Consider the following 22,790-nt stretch of genomic DNA (forward strand, 5'->3'; position numbering starts at 1 on the left):
CTTGTGGATGTCGATTCCTATGAATAACTTTGGTTGGGCAGTAACTCGGGATTCCATATCTTTAGTTTTTATGGTGAATATTAAAGATACTCGATTACTGCTTTTTCATTGATGCTAAATAACATCGGAATTCATACTTGTTAAATGATTAGATCCTGAAATAAATTCACGATGATAGAGATAACAGCTCCCACTCCTTCTCAAGGAGGGGAATGAATTCAGTGTAGCTGAAGAAGGGGGTGGTTAAACACCCAACAAATTAAGAACGCAAAAATTCTGCAACATAAAACCCCTCCAACTAGCCTTAAAATAAGGAGAAGGATTCTTTTTATTTTTCAAAAAATAAGTAAACTTCCGAAATACTATTTTTAAGGTATTAGATCCTGAAACAAGTTCAGGATGACTAAATTATGTTTAAGCAAACTGAAAATCAGAAAAGTCGCGTTCTACCTCATCAAAAGCCGCAAAAACATCTACAGCATCATCGCTGGTCACCATTTTCATTCGGTATTCTTTAAAATGTGGTATTCCTTTAAAGTAATTCGTGTAGTGGCGACGGGTTTCAAAAACACCCAACTTTTCCCCTTTCCAGTCAATGGACATTTGTAAATGACGCCTTGCGGCATCTAAACGTTCTATCATTGTTGGTGGCGCTAAGTGCTCTCCGGTTTCAAAATAATGTTTTACCTCTCTAAAAAACCAGGGATAACCAATAGCCGCACGACCAATCATGGCACCGTCCAGACCAAATTTATCCCTCATTTCCACTGCTCTTTCGGGCGTATCTACATCGCCATTTCCAAAAACCGGAATATGCATTCGCGGATTATTCTTCACTTCGGAAATTGGTGCCCAATCAGCTTCGCCCTTATACATTTGTACACGGGTTCTTCCGTGAATAGAAATGGCCTTACAGCCTACATCCTGTAACCTTTCGGCAACCTCAACAATTTTTATAGAGTCATTATCCCAACCCAATCGGGTTTTTACGGTTATCGGCAGGTTAGTATGTTTCACCATGGCTTCTGTAAGGGAAACCATAAGATCTATATCTTTTAAAATACCGGCCCCGGCACCTTTGGAAACTACTTTTTTAACAGGGCAACCAAAATTGATATCAATAATATCGGGATTGGATTTCTCTACAATTTCTACCGATTGCAGCATAGATTCTAGGTTGGCTCCAAAAATTTGAATACCTACCGGGCGTTCTTTTTCATAAATATCAAGTTTCATGGTACTTTTCGCGGCGTCGCGAATAAGCCCTTCTGAAGAAATAAACTCGGTATAAACCACATCTGCTCCCTGCTCTTTGCAAAGCGCCCGAAATGGCGGGTCACTCACATCTTCCATCGGTGCCAACAGCAACGGGAAGTCTCCTACATCTATATTTCCTATTTTAGCCACTTTAATTTATTTTGGAGTGCAAAAGTACAAAAAAAGTAAGCCCACCCCAAGCCTCCCAAAAGCAGGGAGTTAAATCGGATTTTCTCTATAAACCCTCATCCTGAATTTATTTTAGAGCCTGCCTCGATTTTTTATCGGGGATCTAACAAGATATAATTTCAGTATAGGTTTAGAAGCTGAAATAAGTTCAGCTTGACGGAATAAAGCATATTCGGCCCTTTACAACCTATCCCTCTCGGCGGCTTCTATGCTACGTTGGTTATCTTTCAGCCTAAAGTTTCCGAAGTTATACTTAAACCCAAGCCTAACATAACGCATTTCCTCACAGGCAAAAAATGAATTATCCTGGTTTAGATACCGGGAAGTAAGCCTGGTATTAGTATCATTAAAAATATCGTGGATATTCAGGCTTAATTCTGCACGCTTGTTCCAAAGTGTTTTTCTAAAACCAATATTTAAGGTTGAAAAAGGATCAAAATTATAAGAGCCGGAAATAAAATCTGAAACATAGGTAAAGCTTAAGTTACCCGAAAAAGTACCATCTTTTGATAGTGTAAAAGAATTGTATAACTGGGTATAAACCGCATCAATCTCGTTGGTTACTTTGGCATTATCACTCTCTACAGCAAGAAATTTATTTTCTTCGTGAAATAAAGAGGCATATAATTGTGTATACCACCAGCCAAAAACAGAACGCCCGTGCAGCATATCCAGGCCGTAACTTTTACTCTCTAAAAGATTTGCCTGCATTCTTCTAATGGTTAAATTTTGATTGTCCTGAAAGGCCAAACTAGCCGGAGACCTGCCATTATCCCTATAATAAATATCAAAAAAATACTTCTGCATTAAGGTATAATTCAGGTTGAAATTATTACTAATTGCAGCACGTAAATTCGGGTTTCCCGCATTAAAATCGTTTTCATTTAGAAAATAGCGGAATGGATTTAAACTTTCATAACGTGGGCGTTCAATTCTTCTGCTGTAATCCAGGGTAAAGCTATGATTATCTGAAGCCCGGTATTGTAGGTAAGCGGTAGGAAATAATTCAAAATATTCCTGACTGTTTAATTCATCAGTTGAAAAAGACATTCCTAAAAGATCGGTATATTCTCCTCTTAGCCCCAACTTTGCGCTCCACTGTTCCCAGTCGCGGGAGGCACTGGCATACAATGCATACACATTTTCATCGTAATGAAATTCGTCTGAAAGATTATCGTACAATTCTTCCAGGCTTTCGGCATTAAAGAAATCGATCCCACTTTCTGAATCTATACTCGATAATTTAAGTCCGCTTTCAAATGCGGTTGCCCCAAGACTCGTACTTAAATCTATTTGGGCGGTAAAAATGTTGATATCCTGAATTGCTTCGGTACTAAAGGCAATATTATTCACCAATTCACCATTTCCGAAATAATTGGTTTCCACCATTTGATCTCTTTCCTGGTTAAATTTGGTATAGTGAGCGCCGGCCGAAATAGTTCCCCCATTTTCAAAACTGTGAATATAACTTAAATCTAATGCAACATTACTATCATCGGTAGTTACACCGCTATTGGTTCTAAAATTAGAAAAAGCTGTATTTGCCTGGGTAGCAATATCAGTGCTTACTGAATTATCAAATGTCTTATTGGGAGAGAACAAGAGGTTAGAAGAAAAGCTTAACTTATTCTTTTCATCAAAATCATAATCGAAAATAATATTGGCGTTATGCGCCTGGGAACGTGTTATTCTTTCAAAATCGGTTTGCCATCTTTGATCGAATTCAAAATCAGAGGGGAAATTAATATAATTATCGTCCCTCTTTATTTCCTTTCGGGGGCTAAAAGTATAATTAGCAAACACATTTAACTTTTCGCCTTTCCAATAATGACTGGTTCCCAACAGGTATTTAGGAACGATGCCCTGTGTGTATGCTCCTTCTATACTTCCTTTATAACCGGGAGATATAGCTGAAGTGGTATTAATATTTAGAATAGCACCGCCTTCAGCTTCATAACGTGCCGGCGGATTGGTAATTACCTCAACCGAACTAATATTTTCGGCCGAATAACTTTGTAAAAGGTTTTGTAGTTCATCGGCAGTTAATTGTACTTTTCTATCGTTTATATAAACACTTACCCCGGCATTCCTAACCTGCAATTGCCCCTGGTTTATAATTACTCCCGGGGTTTGTCGCAAAATATCCCAGCTGTTTCCGCTGGAAAGTGTTGAGTTTTCAACATCAAAGGTAATACGGTCTATGCTTCGTGTAATATTTGGTTTACGGGTTTTAATAGTTACCTCATCTAAGTTTGAGGCAGCTTCTTTTAAGATTATTTTCTTTAATTTTTTATCAGAATTTATTGAAATCTCGCGTAGATATTCTTCATATCCTACAAAACTCACTTTTAAGAGGTATTTATCAGATGGAACTTCCTTAAAAGAAAACTCCCCATTATCTTCTGAAATAACCCCTTTATAGACAGAAGTAGAATCTTGTGAATTTAATAAAATAACATTGGCAAATGCCACCGGTTCACTGGCTTCATTTACCAGTTTTCCTTTTAAGCTGTTTTGTGCAAAAAAAGGGTTAGAAGATAGAAGTAGTAGGGTAATTAGGATGGGGGGGCATTTACGGTTCATATACTTCGAATGGTTTGCGAAAAATTCAAACAAATATATACTTTATTAAATAATATGTAAAGTGTTTAAGGAATCTATTCTTTAATTCAGAATATTTATTAATAAATCACCTTGAAAAAAGTCCACGAGTCATTCGTTGAAAACAAATTATTAATTTCGAGGCAAGCCCAGGGTTATTACATCCTTTGGCGGTGCCAATAAACCAATCTTAAAACACTATTCCTCTATAGCATCATATAAAACCTGCTGTATATTAGTTCTGGTATTTAATTGGTATAGTCTTGTATTTTCCCTTGTAGGTAAAACCCGGTTAGAAAGAAACAGGTAAAGCAAATCTTCGGCAGGGTCTACCCAGGCATAAATTCCCGTAAAGCCTGTATGGCCAAAACTGGCTTTGCTGGCATCCTTTGCCGTATTGCTGCTTTCGCCTTTATATTCTAAATAAGGTTTATCAAAACCTATCCCCCGGTGATTGTTATTTTCGGGAAACTGGGCTGTACTCCATTCCTTTAAGGTTTCTTCTTCAATATAACGCTCCCCTCCATATTCGCCCATATTAAGGTACATTTGCATCAGTTTTGCAAGATCGTTGGCGTTAGAGAAAAGTCCGGCGTTGGCAGAAATACCACCCATCATTATTGCACCTTCATCGTGCACCATTCCATGAATTGGTTTTTTTCGGAATAAATAATCGTGTTCGGTAGGGACTATTCGGCTTTTTTCAAAGCGCTCCAGCGGGTTATAACCTAAGCTTTTAGCACCCAGTTTATTATAAAAATTTTCATTGATATATTTTCTGAAATCTTCCCCGGAAATCTCTTCAACTATTGAGGGCAATAAATAAAAAACCAGACCCGAATATTTATATTTCGCCTCGTCTTCCAAGTCTGACTTTTTAATAGCTTTAAATATCTTCTTCTGGTAATTGCGATGTAACCATAAATCTTCACTCACTTTTACAGGAAAGCGCCTGGAAGAATCTTTTTTAAAGGTAAACCATTTGTGACTTCCGTTTTCACGAAGCGTATTTCTCCAATAAGGAATCCAGGGCTTAAACCTGGCCTGGTGAGCAAGGATTTGCCTAAAAGGAACCTCTGCTTTATTTGAATTCTTAAAATAGGGTAAATAATCTTCTATACCGGCATCAAGTTCAAATTTCCTTTCATCGTGTAACTTCATTAAAGCCGGTAAAGCCGAAGAAATTTTGGTTACCGAAGCCAGGTCGTAGATATCGTTTTTTTTTACTTTTATGGTATCGCTATATTCATGGAAACCATAGGCTTTATGCAATACTACCTTTCCATCTTTAGCGACTAAAATTTGTCCTCCCGGCGTCGCTTTTTTTTTTATGGCTTCGTGCATTAAAGAATCTACACCTCCATAAAGCACATTAGAATTCATCCCGGCATCTTCAGGTAGTGTATATTTTAACCTTATTTTCCCCTTAACATCCAATCCGTCTCCAGATTTAAACTTCTCACCAACGCTCACAGGAAGTCTTCCATTGGCTCCTACCCCACCAAAAATGAGCTGGGCGGCAAGGTCTTGTGTGGTTTTGGTATCCTGGTAGGTTAAAACCAAACCGGCAGCATTTTCAATCCCATCAAGTTTATTTAAGGAATATGGATTTTTAAAATAGCTAAAAACCGTATGCTCTTCCCCGGCAAGTTCTGCAATAAAATCTTTTACCGGTTTAGAGAATTTCATCGTATTGCGGGGAAAACGGCTATCGTCGTGAATTCCACCAATAACCAGGTTATATGCTGAAAGTTTTTCTTTGATTTTTGCTACTTCAGAAGCACTTGCACCGGCCTTTAACTGGAAGTTTTTTACTTCGGTATAAAGATTTAGGCTTTTCTGAAATTCAGTTTGCCCGGAAGCTCCAAAAGATATTGAAGCAATCTTTAAAGTATCCAGTTTTCTTAAAGGTAAAATGCTGTTTTTATTCCTTAATACGGTAAGTGAGGCTTCTACCAGTTTTCTGTTTAAAAATTTTGCTTTAGGAGTGTTTATCTCCTTCAAAATATTTTTAGGGCTTTGCGCTTTAAACTCATTTAAGCCAACCCATTGTTTAACCGCCAAAATTTTTCTCACTCTTTCATCTAATGCTGCCTGGGTAATTAGGCCTTGCTGCACAGCTTTACTAACCTCCTCAATAGCTCTTGGAACATCTTCGGTAAACTCTAAAAGATCATTTCCGGCCAAAATAGCGTCTTTATCTACAACACCGGGTTCGTTTCCGGCGGTTACCCCTTTCATATTCATGGCATCGGTTACAATTAACCCTTTAAATCCTAAGCTATCTTTAAGAATACCGGTAATAATAGATTTTGACAAGGTTGAAGGCACCCCGGTAGAATCTAGCGCGGGAATATTTAGATGCGCTACCATCACACCTCCAATTCCGGCGTCTATTAATTCTTTAAAAGGATACATTTCTAAGGAATCTAATCTTTCAAAAGGGTGGTTTATTTGGGGTAGTGCATAATGGGAATCGGTATCGGTATCTCCGTGTCCGGGAAAATGCTTGGCCGATGTCAATAAATTAGCATCTTGCATACCCCTCATATAAGCAATTCCTTTGCGGGAAACGTTTTCTTTATTTTCACCAAAAGAGCGGTAATTAATTACCGGGTTGTTGGGATTGTTATTTACATCTACCACCGGTGCAAAATTAAGGTGAAGGCCGGTACGTTTTATTTGGCGTGCAACCTCACAACCCAACTCATACACCAAACTGTCGTCCTGGATAGCACCCAAAGCCATTTGATAAGGATAGCTTATGGTATTGTCTAATCTCATTCCCAGACCCCATTCGGCATCTATGGCACCCAACAAAGGAACTTTTGAAGCCAATTGATAATCGTTCATCAAAGTTAACTGTGTTTCTGGATCGCCCTGGAAAAATATTACACCCCCAATTTTTTGATCATTAATCAATTTTAAAATTTCTTCTTTATGTGCGTTGTCACGGTTAGAGTAAGCCGCGACCATAATAAGCTGGGCAATACGCTCTTTTGGAGTAAGCTCTTGCATAATGGAATCTACCCATTTACTATTGGTATATTGAAGAAATTCCGGTATTTTTTTAAGGTTTTCCTGCGCCTGAAGCGTTAGGCCTAAAAAAACCATTATAAAGGTAAGCAAGCGAACTTTTATATTTTCCATTATTCAAAAATTGATTTTATACTTTAATATAGATACGTTTTTTATGCAAAAAATAACCAAGCAACCACATTAGTAACATATAAGAAACGGCAAATAGCAGCGAAGCATTATAATTGTTCAACCAGCTAAGATATAAGTTTTCGTAAAGCCAGGGTTTTAGAGCCTGACCGTTAACATAAATAACATTTAAAAGCATCACTACAAGGCCAGACATGACAAAAACAAACAAAGGGTTTTTGCCAAAAGCTTCAAAAAAGCCAGTCCATTTTTTTTGGCCAAGAATTTCAATAATCAATATAAAAACTGAAAGCACTAAAAGTGTCCAACCTGTGCTATATAACACATAAGAACTACTCCAGATAGGCTTGTTAATTGGAAACCAAATATCCCAAATTTGTGCTACCGCCAACAAGATAACACCATATATACCAAGCTTGATTACAGTAGCCATGTTATTTCCCGATTTTTGTATAAAAACGCCTGCCGCATACCCGGCAATTACATTTACAATAGCGGGAAGTGTACTCAATAAACCTTCAGGATCAAATGGCAAGCCATAGCCTTTATATAGATTTTCATCATTGAATATAAGCTGGTCGAACTTTAACGCTGCGTTCTGCTCTAGTGAAAGCGGATTGGGTTGATCGCCAAAAAACCACATAATTGCCCAATACCCAAGTAAAATAATACTTCCAAAGATTATCGATTTCTTCAACTTTAAATAATGAAGAATAAGAGATGCAAAAAAGTAGCAAAGGGCAATACGCTGTAAAACACCCATAATACGAATATTTGCTAAATTTTTAAAAACCAGTTCTCCTTCCTGCCTAAAAACAAAGGGAAATGCATTTAAAAACAATCCTATGAGAAAAATGAGTATAGACCGCTTAAAAACTTTTTTTAAAAATACGCTTTCAGAAATACTTTCATATTTGCGAAGACTAAAACTCATCGCGTTTCCTATTACAAATAAAAACGAAGGGAAAACCCAATCTGTAGGGGTAAATCCATCCCAGGGCGCATGCTTAAATGGTGCATAAATGTGCGACCAACTACCGGGTGTATTCACCAGTATCATTAGGGCCACGGTTAATCCGCGTAATACATCTAACGCAAGATATCGCTCGCTTTTAACTCTTGTTGTTTCCTTCGGTAATTTGTTTGTAAGCGCCATCCTTGCTTATTATAATACTAATTAAAGAAAAATAGATTTAAAAATTGTATATTAAACTAAATATATAAAAATACAAAATTTGCTTAAATAACCGATCTTTTATAAAAAAATAGAAAAAGTATTTCTAAAAATGATTTTTTTATCTACTTTTAAATTCAAAATAAATTCATTTTTCCAAAAGCTTTTATTTTACAATCCAGACAACTCAAATTTATGCCGACAGACCTACATAACTTCTTTCTAGATGAAAAAAACCTCTCTACAATAAACAATGTAGAGCGAAAGAAATTTCTTCAGAAATTAAAGATCATCAAGCATCTTTTTCTAAATGGAGAGACTTCAAACGCAGAGGTTTGCCAACGTTTTAATGTAAGTTTGCCAACTTCTATGTCTCTTTTGAACCAACTTACTGAAGAAGGCATCGTGATAAAGAAAGGTCGTGGAAAATCTGAAGGAGGAAGGAAGCCCGATCTTTACGGGCTTATTGAAGAATCGTTTTTTGTAATAAGTGTTCATATTGAGCGTTTTAGGATTAAATTAGCGATAATTGATAATAACCATTCAATAATTAAGGAGAAGTCCTGGCCAACAGAAATCTCTTCAGAAACCAATATTGTAGAGCTCTTATATAAATGGAGCCAGGAATTGCTTCAAGAAGCCGAAATAAAGCAAGACCAAATTATGGGTGTAGGTATAAGTATGCCCGGACTGGTTTCTGCCGATGCCGGTAAGAACTTTACCTATTATTTAAGCGAACAGGAGCCAGAATCACTTAAATTAAAAATTGAGAAAAAATTTAAAAAACCGGTAGCTATCTTAAATGATGCTAAAAGTGCCTGCCTGGCTGAATTTCGCTATGGAAAAGCCAAAAACAAAAACAATGTTTTAGTGATTTCTATGGATTGGGGTATTGGCCTGGGAATTATTATGGGTGGCAAAATGCACTCTGGAGAATCTGGTTTTGCCGGTGAATTTGGCCATATCCCCATGACAGAAGATGGCCTGTTATGTCACTGTGGCAAGCGTGGCTGCCTGGAAACAGAAGCCTCTGGCCTTGCTTTGGTTAGAAAAACAAAAGAAGGTTTAAAAGCCGGACAAACTTCGGTTTTAAATAGTCTTAAAAAAGAAGAGCTCGAAAAACTAGAACCAGAAACTATCATAGAGGCAGCAAATAGAGGAGATCAATTCGCGATCCAGGCCTTATCTGAAATAGGAATTAAATTAGGGAAAGGAATTGCGATTCTAATTCAAATATTTAATCCCGAATTGGTGATTTTAGAAGGGAAGATTGCCGAAGCAAAGAAGTTTATTACCACACCAATTCAACAATCTATAAATACCTATTGCATGATGCAACTTAAAGAACGTACCAAAATAGAACTTTCTACTCTTGGTGCACATTCCAGTTTGTACGGGGGCACCATAGCAGTAATGGAAGATATTTTTAAAGACCAGGTAAACCTGGTAAAATCGCATATCAGCTAAATAATAAATCAATAATCAGCTAAAATTATGGCAAGATTAAATCTTTTAGAAGAAACACGTTTTGAAAAACTACCGGTAAAAGTTTATGAAGATGAACATATTGCCTCTAGAAAGGTAGCGAAACGCATTGCAGATCTAATTCAGCGTAAACAGGGTAATAACGAACATGCCGTTCTAGGCCTTGCTACAGGGGCTACTCCGGTTAAAGTTTATGAAGAACTAATTAGACTGCACAAAGAAGAAGGCTTAAGTTTTAAAAACGTGATCACTTTTAACCTGGATGAGTATTACCCAATGCAACCAGATGCCAAGCAGAGCTACGTTAAGTTTATGGATGAAGTCCTTTTTAACCATATAGACATAGAAAGGCAAAACATTCATATTCCCGATGGAACCCTAAACAAAGATGAAATTACTGATTATTGTCTTGCCTATGAAGAAAAAATTGGGTTCTACGGCGGATTAGATTTACAGTTGCTGGGAATTGGTAGAACGGGACATATTGGTTTTAATGAGCCTGGGTCTGCCCCCAACTCTGGTACACGTTTAGTTACTTTAGACGATTTAACGCGTCGCGATGCATCACGTGATTTTGGAGGTAAAGAAAATGTACCTACCAAAGCCATAACCATGGGTATAGGTACTATTTTTAAAGCCCGGGAAATTATTTTAATGGCCTGGAGCAGAAAAAAAGCTCCAATTATTAAAAAGGCTGTAGAAGGTGAGATTTCAGGAAATGTTCCGGCAACCTATCTTCAACTTTCAGATAATGTTGAATTTATACTTGATAACGATGCGGCTTCAGAATTAACCAGATTTGACACGCCCTGGTTGGTAAAAGATTGCGCATGGGATAAAACCCTTATTAAAAAAGCCGTAATCTGGCTTTCTTCCGAAGTAGGAAAACCAATCTTAAAGCTTACTGACGAAGACTATAATAATAATGGCATGGCACAACTTGCTACCGAGCAAGGCCCGGCATACCAAATTAATATAGACGTTTTTAACCAATTACAACATAGCATTACCGGTTGGCCCGGTGGTAAACCCCAGGCAGACGACTCCCAACGTCCGGAACGTAAAAGCCCTGAGAAAAAACGCTCGCTAATTTTCTCTCCGCACCCCGACGATGATGTTATTTCTATGGGAGGTACTTTTATTAGGCTTGTAGACCAGGGGCACGATGTTCACGTGGCTTATCAAACTTCAGGAAATACAGCTGTTTGGGATACCGATGTATTGCGCTATGTAGAATTTGCCATAGATTTTAAGCGAAGTACCGGAGAAGACACCAGTAAATTGGAAGCAACTTATGAAAAGATGCGTGCATTTATTGACAAGAAACAACCCAACGATATAGATTTAGATGAAATTAGAGACGTAAAAGCCTTTATTAGAAAGTCTGAAGCTATTGCAGGAGCCCGTTACGCAGGCCTAAAGGATAAAAACATCCATTTTATGGCGCTGCCATTCTACGAAACAGGAAAGCGGGTAAAAAGCCCTGTAACCGAAAAAGACGTAGAACTTACTATGGAACTGTTGAACGAAATAAAACCTCATCAGGTTTTTGCAGCAGGAGATTTTGCCGACCCTCATGGCACCCATATTGTTTGTTTCCGTATAATTCTGGAAGCACTTAACAGGCTTCGTAAAACGGAATCCTGGACTAAAGACTGTTGGTTATGGATGTACCGTGGAGCCTGGCAAGAGTTTGCTGTTCACGAGATCGAAATGGCAGTTCCGCTATCTCCACAAGAAGTTGAACGCAAAAGAAAGGCTATCTTTCAACACCAATCCCAAAAAGACACCCCGGTTTTCCCAGGTGATGACGAAAGGGAGTTTTGGGTACGGGCAGAAGAAAGAAACCGCGAAACCTCTGAAAGCTACCATGCCCTTGGACTGGCAAACTACGAAGCCATGGAGGCTTTTGTAAGATGGAAATTTGATTAAAAAATGAAAAGTTCTTATCTGCTTTTTATTAGTCTGTTAATGCTTGGCATACTTGGTTCATGCAGTTCTAACCCCTATGCGAAAACCAACAGAATCTATAAAAAGCAGGTAAAAAACTTTAGTAAAGAGTTACAGCAGTTCCCTACCCGGGAAAACCAAAACGAATCCGCACTCAATTATGGCGATTACTGGGTAGGAACTACTAACTTCAATATGCGCAAACCAAATTACGTGGTTTTACACCATACGGCGCAAGACTCTATAAAACAAACTTTAAATACGTTCACACTTCCCAGAACACAGGTAAGCTCACACTATGTTGTTGCAAAAAATGGTGAAATATACCATATGCTTAACGATTATCTTAGGGCCTGGCACGGTGGCATTGGCCAATGGGGCAACAACACCGATTTAAATTCTTCTTCACTGGGCATTGAAATTGATAACAATGGAAAAGAAAAATTTACCGACTTACAGATTACAAGTCTGCTAAAGTTATTAGACGAAATTAAAGAAAAATACAATATTCCCGCAGAAAATTTTATAGGACATTCTGATATAGCACCATCCAGAAAGGTAGACCCTAACGCTTATTTCCCATGGAAACGCTTAGCTGACGCAGGTTTTGGACTGTGGTATGATGAAGCTGAAGTAGAAAACCTACAACTTGAAGCCGAGTTTTTTAAACCGAATCCTTTGGTTATTAATCTCAATACCCGGCTTACTACCCGCATCCCTTTTATAGATAAATTGGTTTTTCCTAAAATAATCCCTGCCGATTTTAATATTGAAAATGCCCTAAAAATTATAGGTTACAATACTTCAAACCTGGAGGCAGCAAAAAGTGCTTTTAAATTACACTTTATTCAAGAAGACCTGGATCAACCTTTTAATGCATATGATATAAAAGTGCTGTATTTGCTTTATAAGAAGTATCTTTAAATAATTGTTGCTTCTAAAAAACGGAACAATTTAAAATTAAATGCGGTAATCCCATGAGCTATATTACCAAGTCTATTGCTCTTATTGTGTTTTTATGGAGTTTCTCAATTTCTGCCCAAAAGAGCAATAAAAAAGATTTTGTTATTCTTAAAAGGGAAGACTGGAATGCCAAAAAAGCGGTTATGGAAATGAAGTTGCATAAACCGCAATTTATTACCATTCACCACACAGGGATGCCACAAAAGCCGGAACTTTCTATAGAAAAGAAACTGCAGGCCTTGCAAAATTTCTCCCAAAAAAATTCTCCAATGGCCAATGGGAGCATTAAAAAAGCCTGGGCAGACGTTCCTTACCATTTTTATATCGCAACCAATGGTAAAATTGCTGAAGGAAGGAATATAAACTTCCAGGGCGATTCCAATACCAATTACAACCTTGAAGGCCATGTACTAATTGTGGTAGAAGGAGATTTTAATAAAGAAAAAGTTCTACCTCAACAGTGGGAAAGTTTAAAAGAACTTATCGCCTTTATTTCCAGCGAATATGATATTTCCCCTAAGACAATTAGCGGCCACAGAGATCAAGCCGAGACCAGTTGTCCCGGGAATAATTTATATCAAAAGCTATCAGAATTAAAATAACCCCTAAAATAGATTGTTATGAAACTAACTAAAATATTCATCAATATTTTAGGCCTTTTACTCATTTTTCCGCTCCAAAGCCAGGAAATAAATCTTAATTGGCAACCAAGAGAAGACCTAAATATAAATCTACCCGCTTCTATAAAGATTTTTGATGCTTTTGGTAAATTACCAGATAATAAGCCGGTTAGAGCGATGTATGCCATTATAGATTTGCGTGACACTAACCTTAAATTGCGTTCTTTAGGCAGTAATACCATAAGGGAAACCACCAAAGAAACCTATAAAAGAGGAAATGGAATATTAGCCATAAATGGTGGTTATTTCGCCGCAAATTCTTCTGTAAGCACAATTATTCAGGATGGAGAAGTGATCGCACCGGGACCAAATACTGAAATTGCAAGGGGTGCTTTTGGAATAAAGAATAACAAGCCGGAAGTTGCCTGGGTAAATTCCGGAAATAATAATATTCCTATGAAATTCGCCTCGCCAGATATCAATTCAAAATCGGAAATTTGGAATGTAAGTCAGGCAGTAGGTGGCGGACCGGTTTTACTGAAAAATGGGAAAATTAACGTAACCGATAAAGAAGAAGGATTTACGGGTAGCCACCTGATGCGGCATCCAAGAACTGCCATTGGTTACAAGAACAAACACAGCTTAATTATGATGGTCGTAGACGGACGGCAGGAGGCCAGTGTTGGCGTGAGTTTGGAAGAATTAGCACAGTTAATGTTAGAAGTTGGTGCAAAAGAAGCGGTAAACTTAGATGGCGGAGGGTCCTCGGCTATGATTGCCGCCAACGAGGTAGTAAATATTCCAACAGATATTACCGGAGGAAACCGAAATAGTTTAAGAAAAAATGCCGGGGCTTTAGTAATATCTGAAACTCAGGTTTCGACTCGTACCCAACCAATAATTTTTGATACTGAGGATAGCAATTTCTCTCAGGCAGGAATATGGAGTACCTCTAACCAGGTAAATTATTATGGAGAAAGTGCCTCCAGGCAAGCTACTTCAAACAAGATAAATAAAGCTTTTTATACTTTTAAAGGTATAGCGCGCAAAAATTACCAACTAGCTTCGTGGTTTACTGTAAACTCGCAGAAAAATTCTGAACAAGTACTGTATATTTTACATGGTGAAGCCAAAACCGATACTCTTAGTATCAATCAAAAATCCCTGGAAAATGTAGGAAAGTGGAATGTGCTGGGCAATTTTGAAATAGGCCCCAAAGACAGCCTTGAAATAGTTGGAGCCTCTGAAGGAAAATTTACTGTAGATGCCATACGCCTGGTAGCCAAAAAAGATTCTCCTGTGTTACCAAAACGAGGAGATTTTCGTATTGCAGTAATCTCCGACTTAAATTCAGGGCTGGGAGCGGCCAATTACGAGTGGCAGGTAGATAGCATAATAAATAGAATTCCGAAAATTTGGCAACCAGATTTAGTGATTTGTGGCGGTGATATGGTTGCAGGTATGGGAATTTCTAAAACAACCCAATTGCAAAAAATGTGGGATGGTTTTGATGGGCATATCATGGCTCCTTTGCACAAAGCGAAAATTCCATTTGCCTTTACCCTGGGCAATCATGACGGACCAAGAAATTATACAATAGAACATAACTTTGCTAAAAAATTTTGGAATGAAAACATATATAAAACCGGGCTTCAATTTGTAGACGCTACTAATTTTCCTAACTACTACTCTTTTGTTGCAAAAAATAACTTTTTTGTTTCCTGGGAAGCCTCTTCTTCCAAAATCACCAAAGAAAACCTGGAATGGTTAAAAGAGCAGTTTAAAACCCCTGAAGCAAAAAAATCCACCTATAGATTTGTAATAGGCCATATGCCCCTTTACAGTGTAGCGCAGGAAAGGGATTCTAAAGGCAATGTTTTAGAAAATGCCAAAGAACTACAGAAACTGCTTGAGAAATATGAAGTACATACCTATATAAGTGGGCATCAACACGCTTATTATCCGGGTAAAAGAGGAAAATTACAATTATTAAATACCGGTGCTGCCGGATCTGGGCCCCGTTCATGGCTAACGCAAAGTAAAAAACCGGTAAATACCATAACAATCATGGATATCTTTAATTCAAAAGATTCCATTATTTACAGCACCTACGATATAAAGAAAAAGCAAGCTGCAGCAATGCCTTTGTTTGACGAAAAAACTTTACCTGCAGCCATGATAGGCGTAAACGGTTATGTAATGCGCCGGGATGTTGTTAAAAGTCAAAAATTTAAAGCTTATTTGTCTGGTTTAAATACTAAAACAGCTGACATTGCCGGCATAGCAGAGGTGAAAGCTAAAATTGAAAACAACAAACTTAAAATCACGGGGAATTACTTTAATGTAGCTTCAGAATTTTCGAATAGCAGCCCGATAAAAATTTATAAAGGAAGGCATACCGAAGACGGGGAATTGTTAAAAGAAATAAAACTTAAGTCATCTTCCACTAAGAATGGAACATTTTCAACCCATTTAAAACTTACCGAAGAAATTAGAAGTTATTTAAGTTTTGGGGGAATTTATATTCAAATAAATACCAAAACAGGCAGTTTACGATCTCAATTATTACCGGCACAAAACAAAGCCCCACAAGCAGCACAAATTGTATCACATTACCCAAAAAATACTTATGGTATACGCAATATTGATGCACTTTATGAAATAAAATGGAGCCCGGCCATAGACCAGGATGGAGATTTTGTTAGTTATATTTATCAGGTCTCTCCAACCGAAGATTTTTCTAAAATAATTCTTCAGAAAAAAACAGGAAGGAAAACCAGTTTAAAAATGACAGAGAAACAATGGTTTAAATTGCTTGGAGATTCCAATATTGGCCAACAGCTAAGCTTTTACCATCGCATTCTAGCCACAGACGGAAGTAATTTCTCTTATGCTTCTCCTACCCCTTTAAATTTAATGAAATCTCAAGAAGCCCTGGATGATCTTGCCCAAATACCGGCTGCAAATTACGTCTTTAAAGGAAAGCTGGCTGCTCCTGGTGCAGGTTACGGTGCCGAATGGGATGGAGAAGGAAAACTCTGGCTGGCCGATTATAACAAAGGTTTAATTATTAAAAACACCAATAACAAAGAAACAGATTTTTCGCCTTTAACTTCCGTAAAAATTAATGGCGAAGAATTTAATTTAAGCCCAGTAAACGGTATTGGAATAGATTTGGACGGAAATATTCTAGCCGGAATTAATCGTAGGCTCATTAAAATTAACGCGACAACCGGAAAAGGCATTGCGGTTTGGGAAGCACCTAAAGGCGCACGGGCAATTACAGCACCACGTGCGTCCAAAAATGGAGAAATATATGCCATGTCTCTCTTTGGCGATGATCCTAACTATATATTAAAACAGCAGGGAAATACTTTTAAACTCATAAGAACTATTGAACTTAAAGGCAGGAAACTCGCACGAACTTTTGATATGACCAAAGATGGCAAAACCCTTTTTTTTCCAGACCCCGGTAGCCCTAAAATTCAGGTGTATAGCAGTGAAAACGCCAAAGATTATACTAAACAAGAAAATATTACCAGTATTTCTGCCGGCTCTAGTGCAATACAGGTAGTAAATGATGCTATTTATACCGCTGTACGATCCAGTGGAATTTCGCCTTCCAGTATTCATTATAGAAATGAAGAAAAGCAAGAAATGTGGACGTTGGAACTGCCGGAAGTAAATGGCGCCGAACCTCGTGGCATAGGGGTTTCTAAGGATGGCAATACTATAATTTTCTGCAGCTGGGATAAAGGAGGCGGTTATTATCTTTATGAAAGAGAAGACCAATAACCTCCTGTTAATAAATAACGCTCTTCAAAAAAAAATCCTCATAAGTTCTTAGAACTTATGAGGATTTTTTTGGAGGCAACCAATTTACATTTTCACTTCTTCGGGCTCAGAAGTTGTAAAAAGATCGGTGTTTTTAAGGTACATTAAGCCTTTATCTTCTTTGTTTAATATACGTTTACTGCGTAGGTAGCGATTGTAGTTATACTCATCAAAATCTTCGGCTTCGGTATCAAAATTACTAACGTGAACTTCACCCATAGAATGGATGAACTTGTTATCTCCAATCCACATTCCTACGTGAACCACACGTTCTGAAGTAGAATCGGTTGCCGGTTTTCCAAAGAAAAGCAAATCGCCTTTTTCAAGATTTTCAAAATTCTTATCAGAATCAACCACGTCCCCCGTATGAATTTGTTGCGAAGCATCCCGCGGGATCACCATTCCGTTTAAAAAATAAATGGTTTTGGTATATCCGCTACAATCAACCCCTTTAGGAGAGGTTCCGCCCCATAGATAAGGTAAACCCATCAATTTATGTGCAGTAGCTACCAGGTCTTCTTTATTCTGCTCTAAAGAAGACAGCCACTCTCTATATGGCTGCGCATAGGCCTTCGCTACGAAACCTTCTTTGCCGTTTGGATATTTCACCCTATAGAAATTATTTTGCTCGCCTGTAAGCTCTAAAACATTCCCTGCTACAAGGTCTGAAACAGTTTGGGAGTTGGTATTTGCTTCGGAATATGAATTGCCGGTTGGTTCGGTAAAAATAAGTTTATCTTCAGATTTCCAGGCAAGGAATTCTTCTTTGGTCATATTTTCAATACCACCATAGTCTACCCAGGCCAAATATCCCTCTGGGGTTTGCACATAATACCAGCCGTCTTGCTTCTTATATACTTTAAGGGGCATTCCCAGGGTTGCCTGGGTTACCAATTGTGCCGAATGTTTAGGCTCGTCGCGCAGGTTGGCCACCGAAATCTTAACTACTCCGTGAACTTTATCTTCTAAAGCCTCAGCATCTGGAAGAACCTTGATACTATCGGTGAACTTTATATTTTCAGCCTCCAATTTTTCTTTTAATGCATTTGCTGCTTCGGGAGTATTTGTTTCTCCTTTTAAGATATAGGCTTCACCATTTTTAGCTGCTTCAACTTTAAAAAGCGCTACCCGGCCATCTGGCGCATAGGTCTCTTCCACTTCCGAAATTTGACTTTTAAGCGGAGTTTCTTCATTTTTTTCTTCTGTTTCCTCACAGGAGGCGAACAAAAAGACGCTTAAGAGAAAAGGTAGGTAAGATTTTGTGATTAATTTCATCGGTATTTATTTTTACTTTTTAAAAATTTAGATTCTGAAACAGGTTTAGAACGACTTGATTTTTCTATTTCTCATATAATTCAACTCCGGTTCCATTTCTATTAGGAAAATGTACTTTTTCGTCATAAACTTTTACGCCGTCGGCAATATCATTTTTAATTAATAGGCCACCATCCATATCTACATAATCCAGCAATGGCAATAATTGAGCAATGGCCGAAATTCCCACGGTAGATTCAGTCATACAGCCCAGCATTACTTTTAAGCCAAGGGACTTCCCTTTTAAAATCATTCGTTTTCCCGGCGTTAGCCCACCACACTTTGTAAGTTTAATATTTATACCGTGAAAATAGCCCGCACATTTCTCTACATCGCTTTCTTCAATACAGCTTTCATCGGCAATTAGTGGTAAAACCGATTCTTTATAAAGTCTTTCCATTCCTTCCCAGTCGTTTGCTTTTAAGGGCTGCTCCAGGAACTCTACATTTAATTCTTTTAGGGCTTTGGCATTTTCTATCGCCTGGTTTACCTCCCAGGCGGCATTGGCATCTACACGAAAAATTGAATTGGTATGTTTGCGCAACTCTCTAATAATGGCTACATCATCTTTGGTCCCCAGTTTTATTTTGTAAAGTGGCCATGGAAATTCTTTAATTTTCTGAATCATTTTTTCTACAGAATCTATTCCGATAGTATAATTGGTAAGCGGAATATTATCTAAGGTTAAACCCCACAATTTGTAAAGCGGCTGCCGGTTTCTTTTTCCGTGCAAGTCGTGCATCGCTATATCCAAAGCACATAATGCAAACGGATTTTCTTTTAAATGAGGATAGGTTAGGTTCCATAATTCTTCGGGGTCTAACAGGATATTTTTAGCAATAAGGTCTTCAATTTTAAGGATATCGGCCTGCATTTTTTCTATGCTTACACCGTAATAAGAGGTTGCCGTAGCCTCGCCATAACCGGTAAACCCACGATCGCTTAAAGAAACGATTAAGGTTGGCTGTACATCCCGTGAACCATGACTTATGGTAAAAGTGTTTTTTAGTTCCAGGTTGTATGGATAAAATTTTAACTCCATTATTTTAGCATTTTATTGGCACCGCCAAAAGGTATAATACCCCGAGGCTTGCCTCGAAATTAAAAATTGTTTCCAACGAATGCCTCCTGGCCTTGCCCCAAAGTAATTTACTCTATAGAAATCTCATCAGTATTTGGGCGGTAAAGTGCAAAAAGACCCAACATGGTAATTGCGGCATTCACCAACAATATTTCAAAACCAAACTCATAGCCATTTAGCCATTCTTCAGAATTAAAATCTAAAATTACTGAAATTACCGGTGATAAAATACAAACAAGTGGCACCCATTTATCCCGCACCGGGTTTTTACATAGTAAGCCATAAGCAAATAATCCCAGCAGCGGACCGTAAGTAAAACCGGCTACTTTAAAAACCATACTTACCACACTACTATCGTTTAAGGCATTAAAAACAATAATTACGAAAAACATTAAGATTGTAAAGCCTATATGAACCAGCATCCTTGTTCTTTTCTGATTTTTCTCCTTTTTCTGAATGTCCAGGATATCTACGCAAAAAGACGTAGTAAGCGCGGTTAAAGCTGAATCTGCACTGGAAAAAGCGGCTGCCGTAATTCCTAATAAGAAAACAATACCGGCCAAAATTCCAAAGTGGTTTAATGCCAGTAATGGATAAAGATCGTCTGTTCTTTCCGGGATGGCAATACCCTGATCTGCGGCGTATTTGTAGAGCAAAACCCCAAGGGCCAGAAATAGTACCGTTGAAAAGAAAAATACAATAGAAAACCAAAAAATATTCTTTTGTGCCTCCCCTTTACTTTTACAGGTAAGGTTTTTTTGCATTACGTTTTGGTCGAGTCCATTCATCGCAATTGTTATAAATATTCCTGCCAGAAAACTCTTAAAAAATGCATTATTGGAACGCCAATCCCAATCGAAGATCGTAGACTTTTCGCTATTGGCCACAGTGGCAAATACATCGGTGAATTTAAGACCCATATGATCTACAATCATAAAAATACTTATTACCACCGCCAAGAGTAAAAAAGTGGTTTGCAGGGTATCTGTCCATACAATAGTTTTTATTCCACCTCTAAAAGTATATAACCAAATTAGACCAATAGTAATTAACACCGTAACCCAAAACGGGATTCCAAAAGCATCAAAAAAAGCAATTTGTAAAACCAGGGCTGCCAAAAACAATCTAAAGGAGGCGCCTACGGTTTGGGAGATCAAAAAAAATGAAGCGCCGGCATAATAAGAATTCTGCCCAAACCGATTTTTTAAATATTCATAAATGGAAATTAATTTCAGTTTATAAAACAATGGTATTAAAACAAAGGCAATAACAGCATAGCCCATCATATTGCCCATTACAAATTGCAGGTAGGTCCAATTTGAATTTCCAACTTCACCGGGAACCGATATAAAAGTAACCCCAGACAAGGTAGCACCAACCATCCCGTAAGCTACCAGAAACCAGGGCGATTGTCTATTTGCTGTAAAATAGGTGTTATTATCGGCTTGCTTTGAAGTAAAATGACTAATGCCCATTAAAAGCAAAAAATAACCGGCAATAACCCCAAAAACGAGAAGTGGGCTCATAGATTAGTTTATTTTAATTTCTATAAATTCACTTTGATTTCCGTTTCGGTCTACCGAGGTTATCCCTATTTTTTCAAGTTGCACCTTCTTCTTCCCTACTTCCTTTTGTAAGCTCTGACTTCTTTTTTCGGAATTTAAAATTTTGTAATCCCAACTGCCGGTTTCATATTTAAAATACAAAACCCACTTTTTAATATCTGCATCATCTTCAACGCCCCAGGTCATTTCAATTTTATCCAGGTTTTCATTTACGGTTACATTAGGAATTTCGGGCGGGGTATTGTCTAACCAGGGACTTGGCGGAACCAGGGTTTTCTTCCTGTAGGGCCCTTCTTTTATGGCCTTTGCAAGCTCTTTATTTTTTAATAGGGGACCTATACTCCAATGCACAGCACCTTTGCTTTGCGGAAGCATGCCCCGGGTAATCATAATTTGGTTTATCACCTCTGTAATATGCATCTCGTCACCATCGCCCCCAACATTCATTCCCGGCCATAAATGGCGTTGTTTGGTATTTTCGCTTTTCCACCAACCTAATAATTCGGGAAAGCTTTGCCCTAATTGACTAATTTTCCAATATAGTTGTGGGGTATAATAATCTATCCAGCCTTCATTTAACCATAGTTTGGCATCGGCATATAACTTATCGTATTGGTCGTACCCCTGTACCGACTCCGGATAGCCCGGGCGCCAAATACCAAAAGGACTTAGACCGAATTTTACATGTGGTTTTTCAGCTTTAATTTCTTCATAAATTCTTTTGATAAAAACATTCACGCTTTCCCTACGCCAATCGCCACGTGAAAGTTCGCCACCGGCTGCCTGATAAGCTCTCCAGCTTTTATCGTCTGGGAAATCTTTGCCGTTGTTATAAGAGTCGTAAGGATAAAAATAATCGTCAAAATGAATACCATCTACATCATAACGTTTTACAATATCCATCACAACCGCGGCTGATCGGTCTTGCGTGCCTTTTTGGGCAGGATCCATCCACCACATCCCGTTTTCTAATGCTACCACAAGTTCGGGATTGGTTTTTATTACCGATTTTTCACTGATTTCCTTTCCGGTGGTATGATGTGCCCTATACGGGTTTAACCAAACGTGCAGTTCTAAACCACGCTGATGAGCGGCATTGATCCAGAATTTAAGCGGATCGTAATAAGGTTCAGGAGCTTTTCCCTGTTCTCCGGTAAGAAAATACGACCAGGGTTCTATCTCACTATTATAAAGGGCATCGGCCTGTGGACGTACCTGAAAAACAACCGCATTAAAGTTGTGCGACTCTAAAAAATCTAACAGCTCTAAAGCTTCTTTTTGCTGTGCCGAAGTAGATAAGCCAGGTTTACTGGGCCAGTTAATATTGGCAACAGTAGCGATCCAGGCGGCACGAAATTCTTCAATATTCTTTGGTGTATTAGGGTTCCAGGCTTTCTCTTCTTCGTCTAGTGTTTCTGGAACCTCAATTTCTTCAGGGATTGGTTCAACTATTTCTTCTGTATCGGGTACAGCGGGCTCTTCTGGAGCTTCTGGGACTTCCCGGGTAGATTTACAGGAATAAAAAAACAAGCATAAAGTAAGTAGGGAAAGAAGTGTTTTTTTCATAGTTTGAAGATTTTGAGAGCAAT

General features: G+C 38.2%; 13 protein-coding genes. 5 read left to right on the forward strand and 8 right to left on the reverse strand.

Annotation, left to right across the window (positions count from 1 at the left end):
• Positions 1-414 precede the first annotated feature (414 nt).
• From dusB to GUB10_RS14900, 4 genes are all read right to left on the reverse strand, one after another.
• Complete coding sequence (dusB, locus tag GUB10_RS14885) at positions 415-1,407, reverse strand: tRNA dihydrouridine synthase DusB (RefSeq protein ID WP_193712258.1); 993 nt, start codon at positions 1,405-1,407, stop codon at positions 415-417.
• A gap of 219 nt (positions 1,408-1,626) precedes the next feature.
• A complete protein-coding gene (locus GUB10_RS14890) occupies positions 1,627-4,029 on the reverse strand; it encodes an outer membrane beta-barrel family protein (RefSeq protein ID WP_193712259.1) in 2,403 nt (800 codons plus the stop codon).
• 216 nt (positions 4,030-4,245) lie between these two features.
• Positions 4,246-7,197, reverse strand: a complete 2,952-nt coding sequence (locus GUB10_RS14895) for a glycoside hydrolase family 3 N-terminal domain-containing protein (RefSeq protein WP_193712260.1) — start codon at positions 7,195-7,197, stop codon at positions 4,246-4,248.
• Positions 7,198-7,213: 16 nt separating this feature from the next.
• Positions 7,214-8,371 carry an acyltransferase family protein gene (locus tag GUB10_RS14900; protein ID WP_193712261.1) on the reverse strand — a complete coding sequence of 386 codons (1,158 nt, stop codon included), beginning with the start codon at positions 8,369-8,371 and terminating at the stop codon, positions 7,214-7,216.
• Positions 8,372-8,584: 213 nt separating this feature from the next.
• Between GUB10_RS14900 and GUB10_RS14905 the strand changes: the two genes are divergently transcribed.
• Genes GUB10_RS14905 through GUB10_RS14925 form a run of 5 tightly spaced genes read left to right on the forward strand, consistent with a single transcriptional unit; the run spans position 8,585 to position 17,202 of the window.
• A complete protein-coding gene (locus tag GUB10_RS14905; RefSeq protein ID WP_193712262.1) occupies positions 8,585-9,856 on the forward strand; it encodes an ROK family transcriptional regulator in 1,272 nt (423 codons plus the stop codon).
• Positions 9,857-9,883: 27 nt separating this feature from the next.
• Positions 9,884-11,806 carry a glucosamine-6-phosphate deaminase gene (nagB, locus tag GUB10_RS14910; RefSeq protein WP_193712263.1) on the forward strand — a complete coding sequence of 641 codons (1,923 nt, stop codon included), beginning with the start codon at positions 9,884-9,886 and terminating at the stop codon, positions 11,804-11,806.
• Between the two features lie 3 nt (positions 11,807-11,809).
• A complete protein-coding gene (locus GUB10_RS14915; RefSeq protein WP_227740436.1) occupies positions 11,810-12,748 on the forward strand; it encodes an N-acetylmuramoyl-L-alanine amidase in 939 nt (312 codons plus the stop codon).
• Positions 12,749-12,801: 53 nt separating this feature from the next.
• A complete protein-coding gene (locus GUB10_RS14920; protein WP_193712264.1) occupies positions 12,802-13,389 on the forward strand; it encodes a peptidoglycan recognition family protein in 588 nt (195 codons plus the stop codon).
• A gap of 18 nt (positions 13,390-13,407) precedes the next feature.
• The gene (locus GUB10_RS14925; RefSeq protein WP_193712265.1) at positions 13,408-17,202 is read left to right on the forward strand and encodes a phosphodiester glycosidase family protein; all 3,795 of its coding nucleotides are present in this window, start codon (positions 13,408-13,410) and stop codon (positions 17,200-17,202) included.
• Between the two features lie 84 nt (positions 17,203-17,286).
• Here GUB10_RS14925 and GUB10_RS14930 read toward each other — a convergent pair whose 3' ends face one another.
• The 4 genes from GUB10_RS14930 to GUB10_RS14945 all read right to left on the reverse strand — a co-directional run bounded on the left by GUB10_RS14930 (position 17,287) and on the right by GUB10_RS14945 (position 22,767).
• Positions 17,287-18,516 carry an SH3 domain-containing protein gene (locus GUB10_RS14930; protein WP_193712266.1) on the reverse strand — a complete coding sequence of 410 codons (1,230 nt, stop codon included), beginning with the start codon at positions 18,514-18,516 and terminating at the stop codon, positions 17,287-17,289.
• A gap of 64 nt (positions 18,517-18,580) precedes the next feature.
• Positions 18,581-19,597 (reverse strand): dipeptide epimerase, encoded by a 1,017-nt coding sequence (locus GUB10_RS14935; protein ID WP_193712267.1) that lies wholly within the window; start codon positions 19,595-19,597, stop codon positions 18,581-18,583.
• Between the two features lie 107 nt (positions 19,598-19,704).
• The gene (locus tag GUB10_RS14940; RefSeq protein WP_193712268.1) at positions 19,705-21,162 is read right to left on the reverse strand and encodes a sodium:solute symporter; all 1,458 of its coding nucleotides are present in this window, start codon (positions 21,160-21,162) and stop codon (positions 19,705-19,707) included.
• Between the two features lie 3 nt (positions 21,163-21,165).
• Positions 21,166-22,767 carry a glycoside hydrolase family 10 protein gene (locus tag GUB10_RS14945; RefSeq protein WP_193712269.1) on the reverse strand — a complete coding sequence of 534 codons (1,602 nt, stop codon included), beginning with the start codon at positions 22,765-22,767 and terminating at the stop codon, positions 21,166-21,168.
• Positions 22,768-22,790 lie beyond the last annotated feature (23 nt).

Source organism: Salegentibacter sp. BLCTC (genome assembly GCF_015143665.1).
GTDB classification, from domain to species: domain Bacteria; phylum Bacteroidota; class Bacteroidia; order Flavobacteriales; family Flavobacteriaceae; genus Salegentibacter; species Salegentibacter maritimus.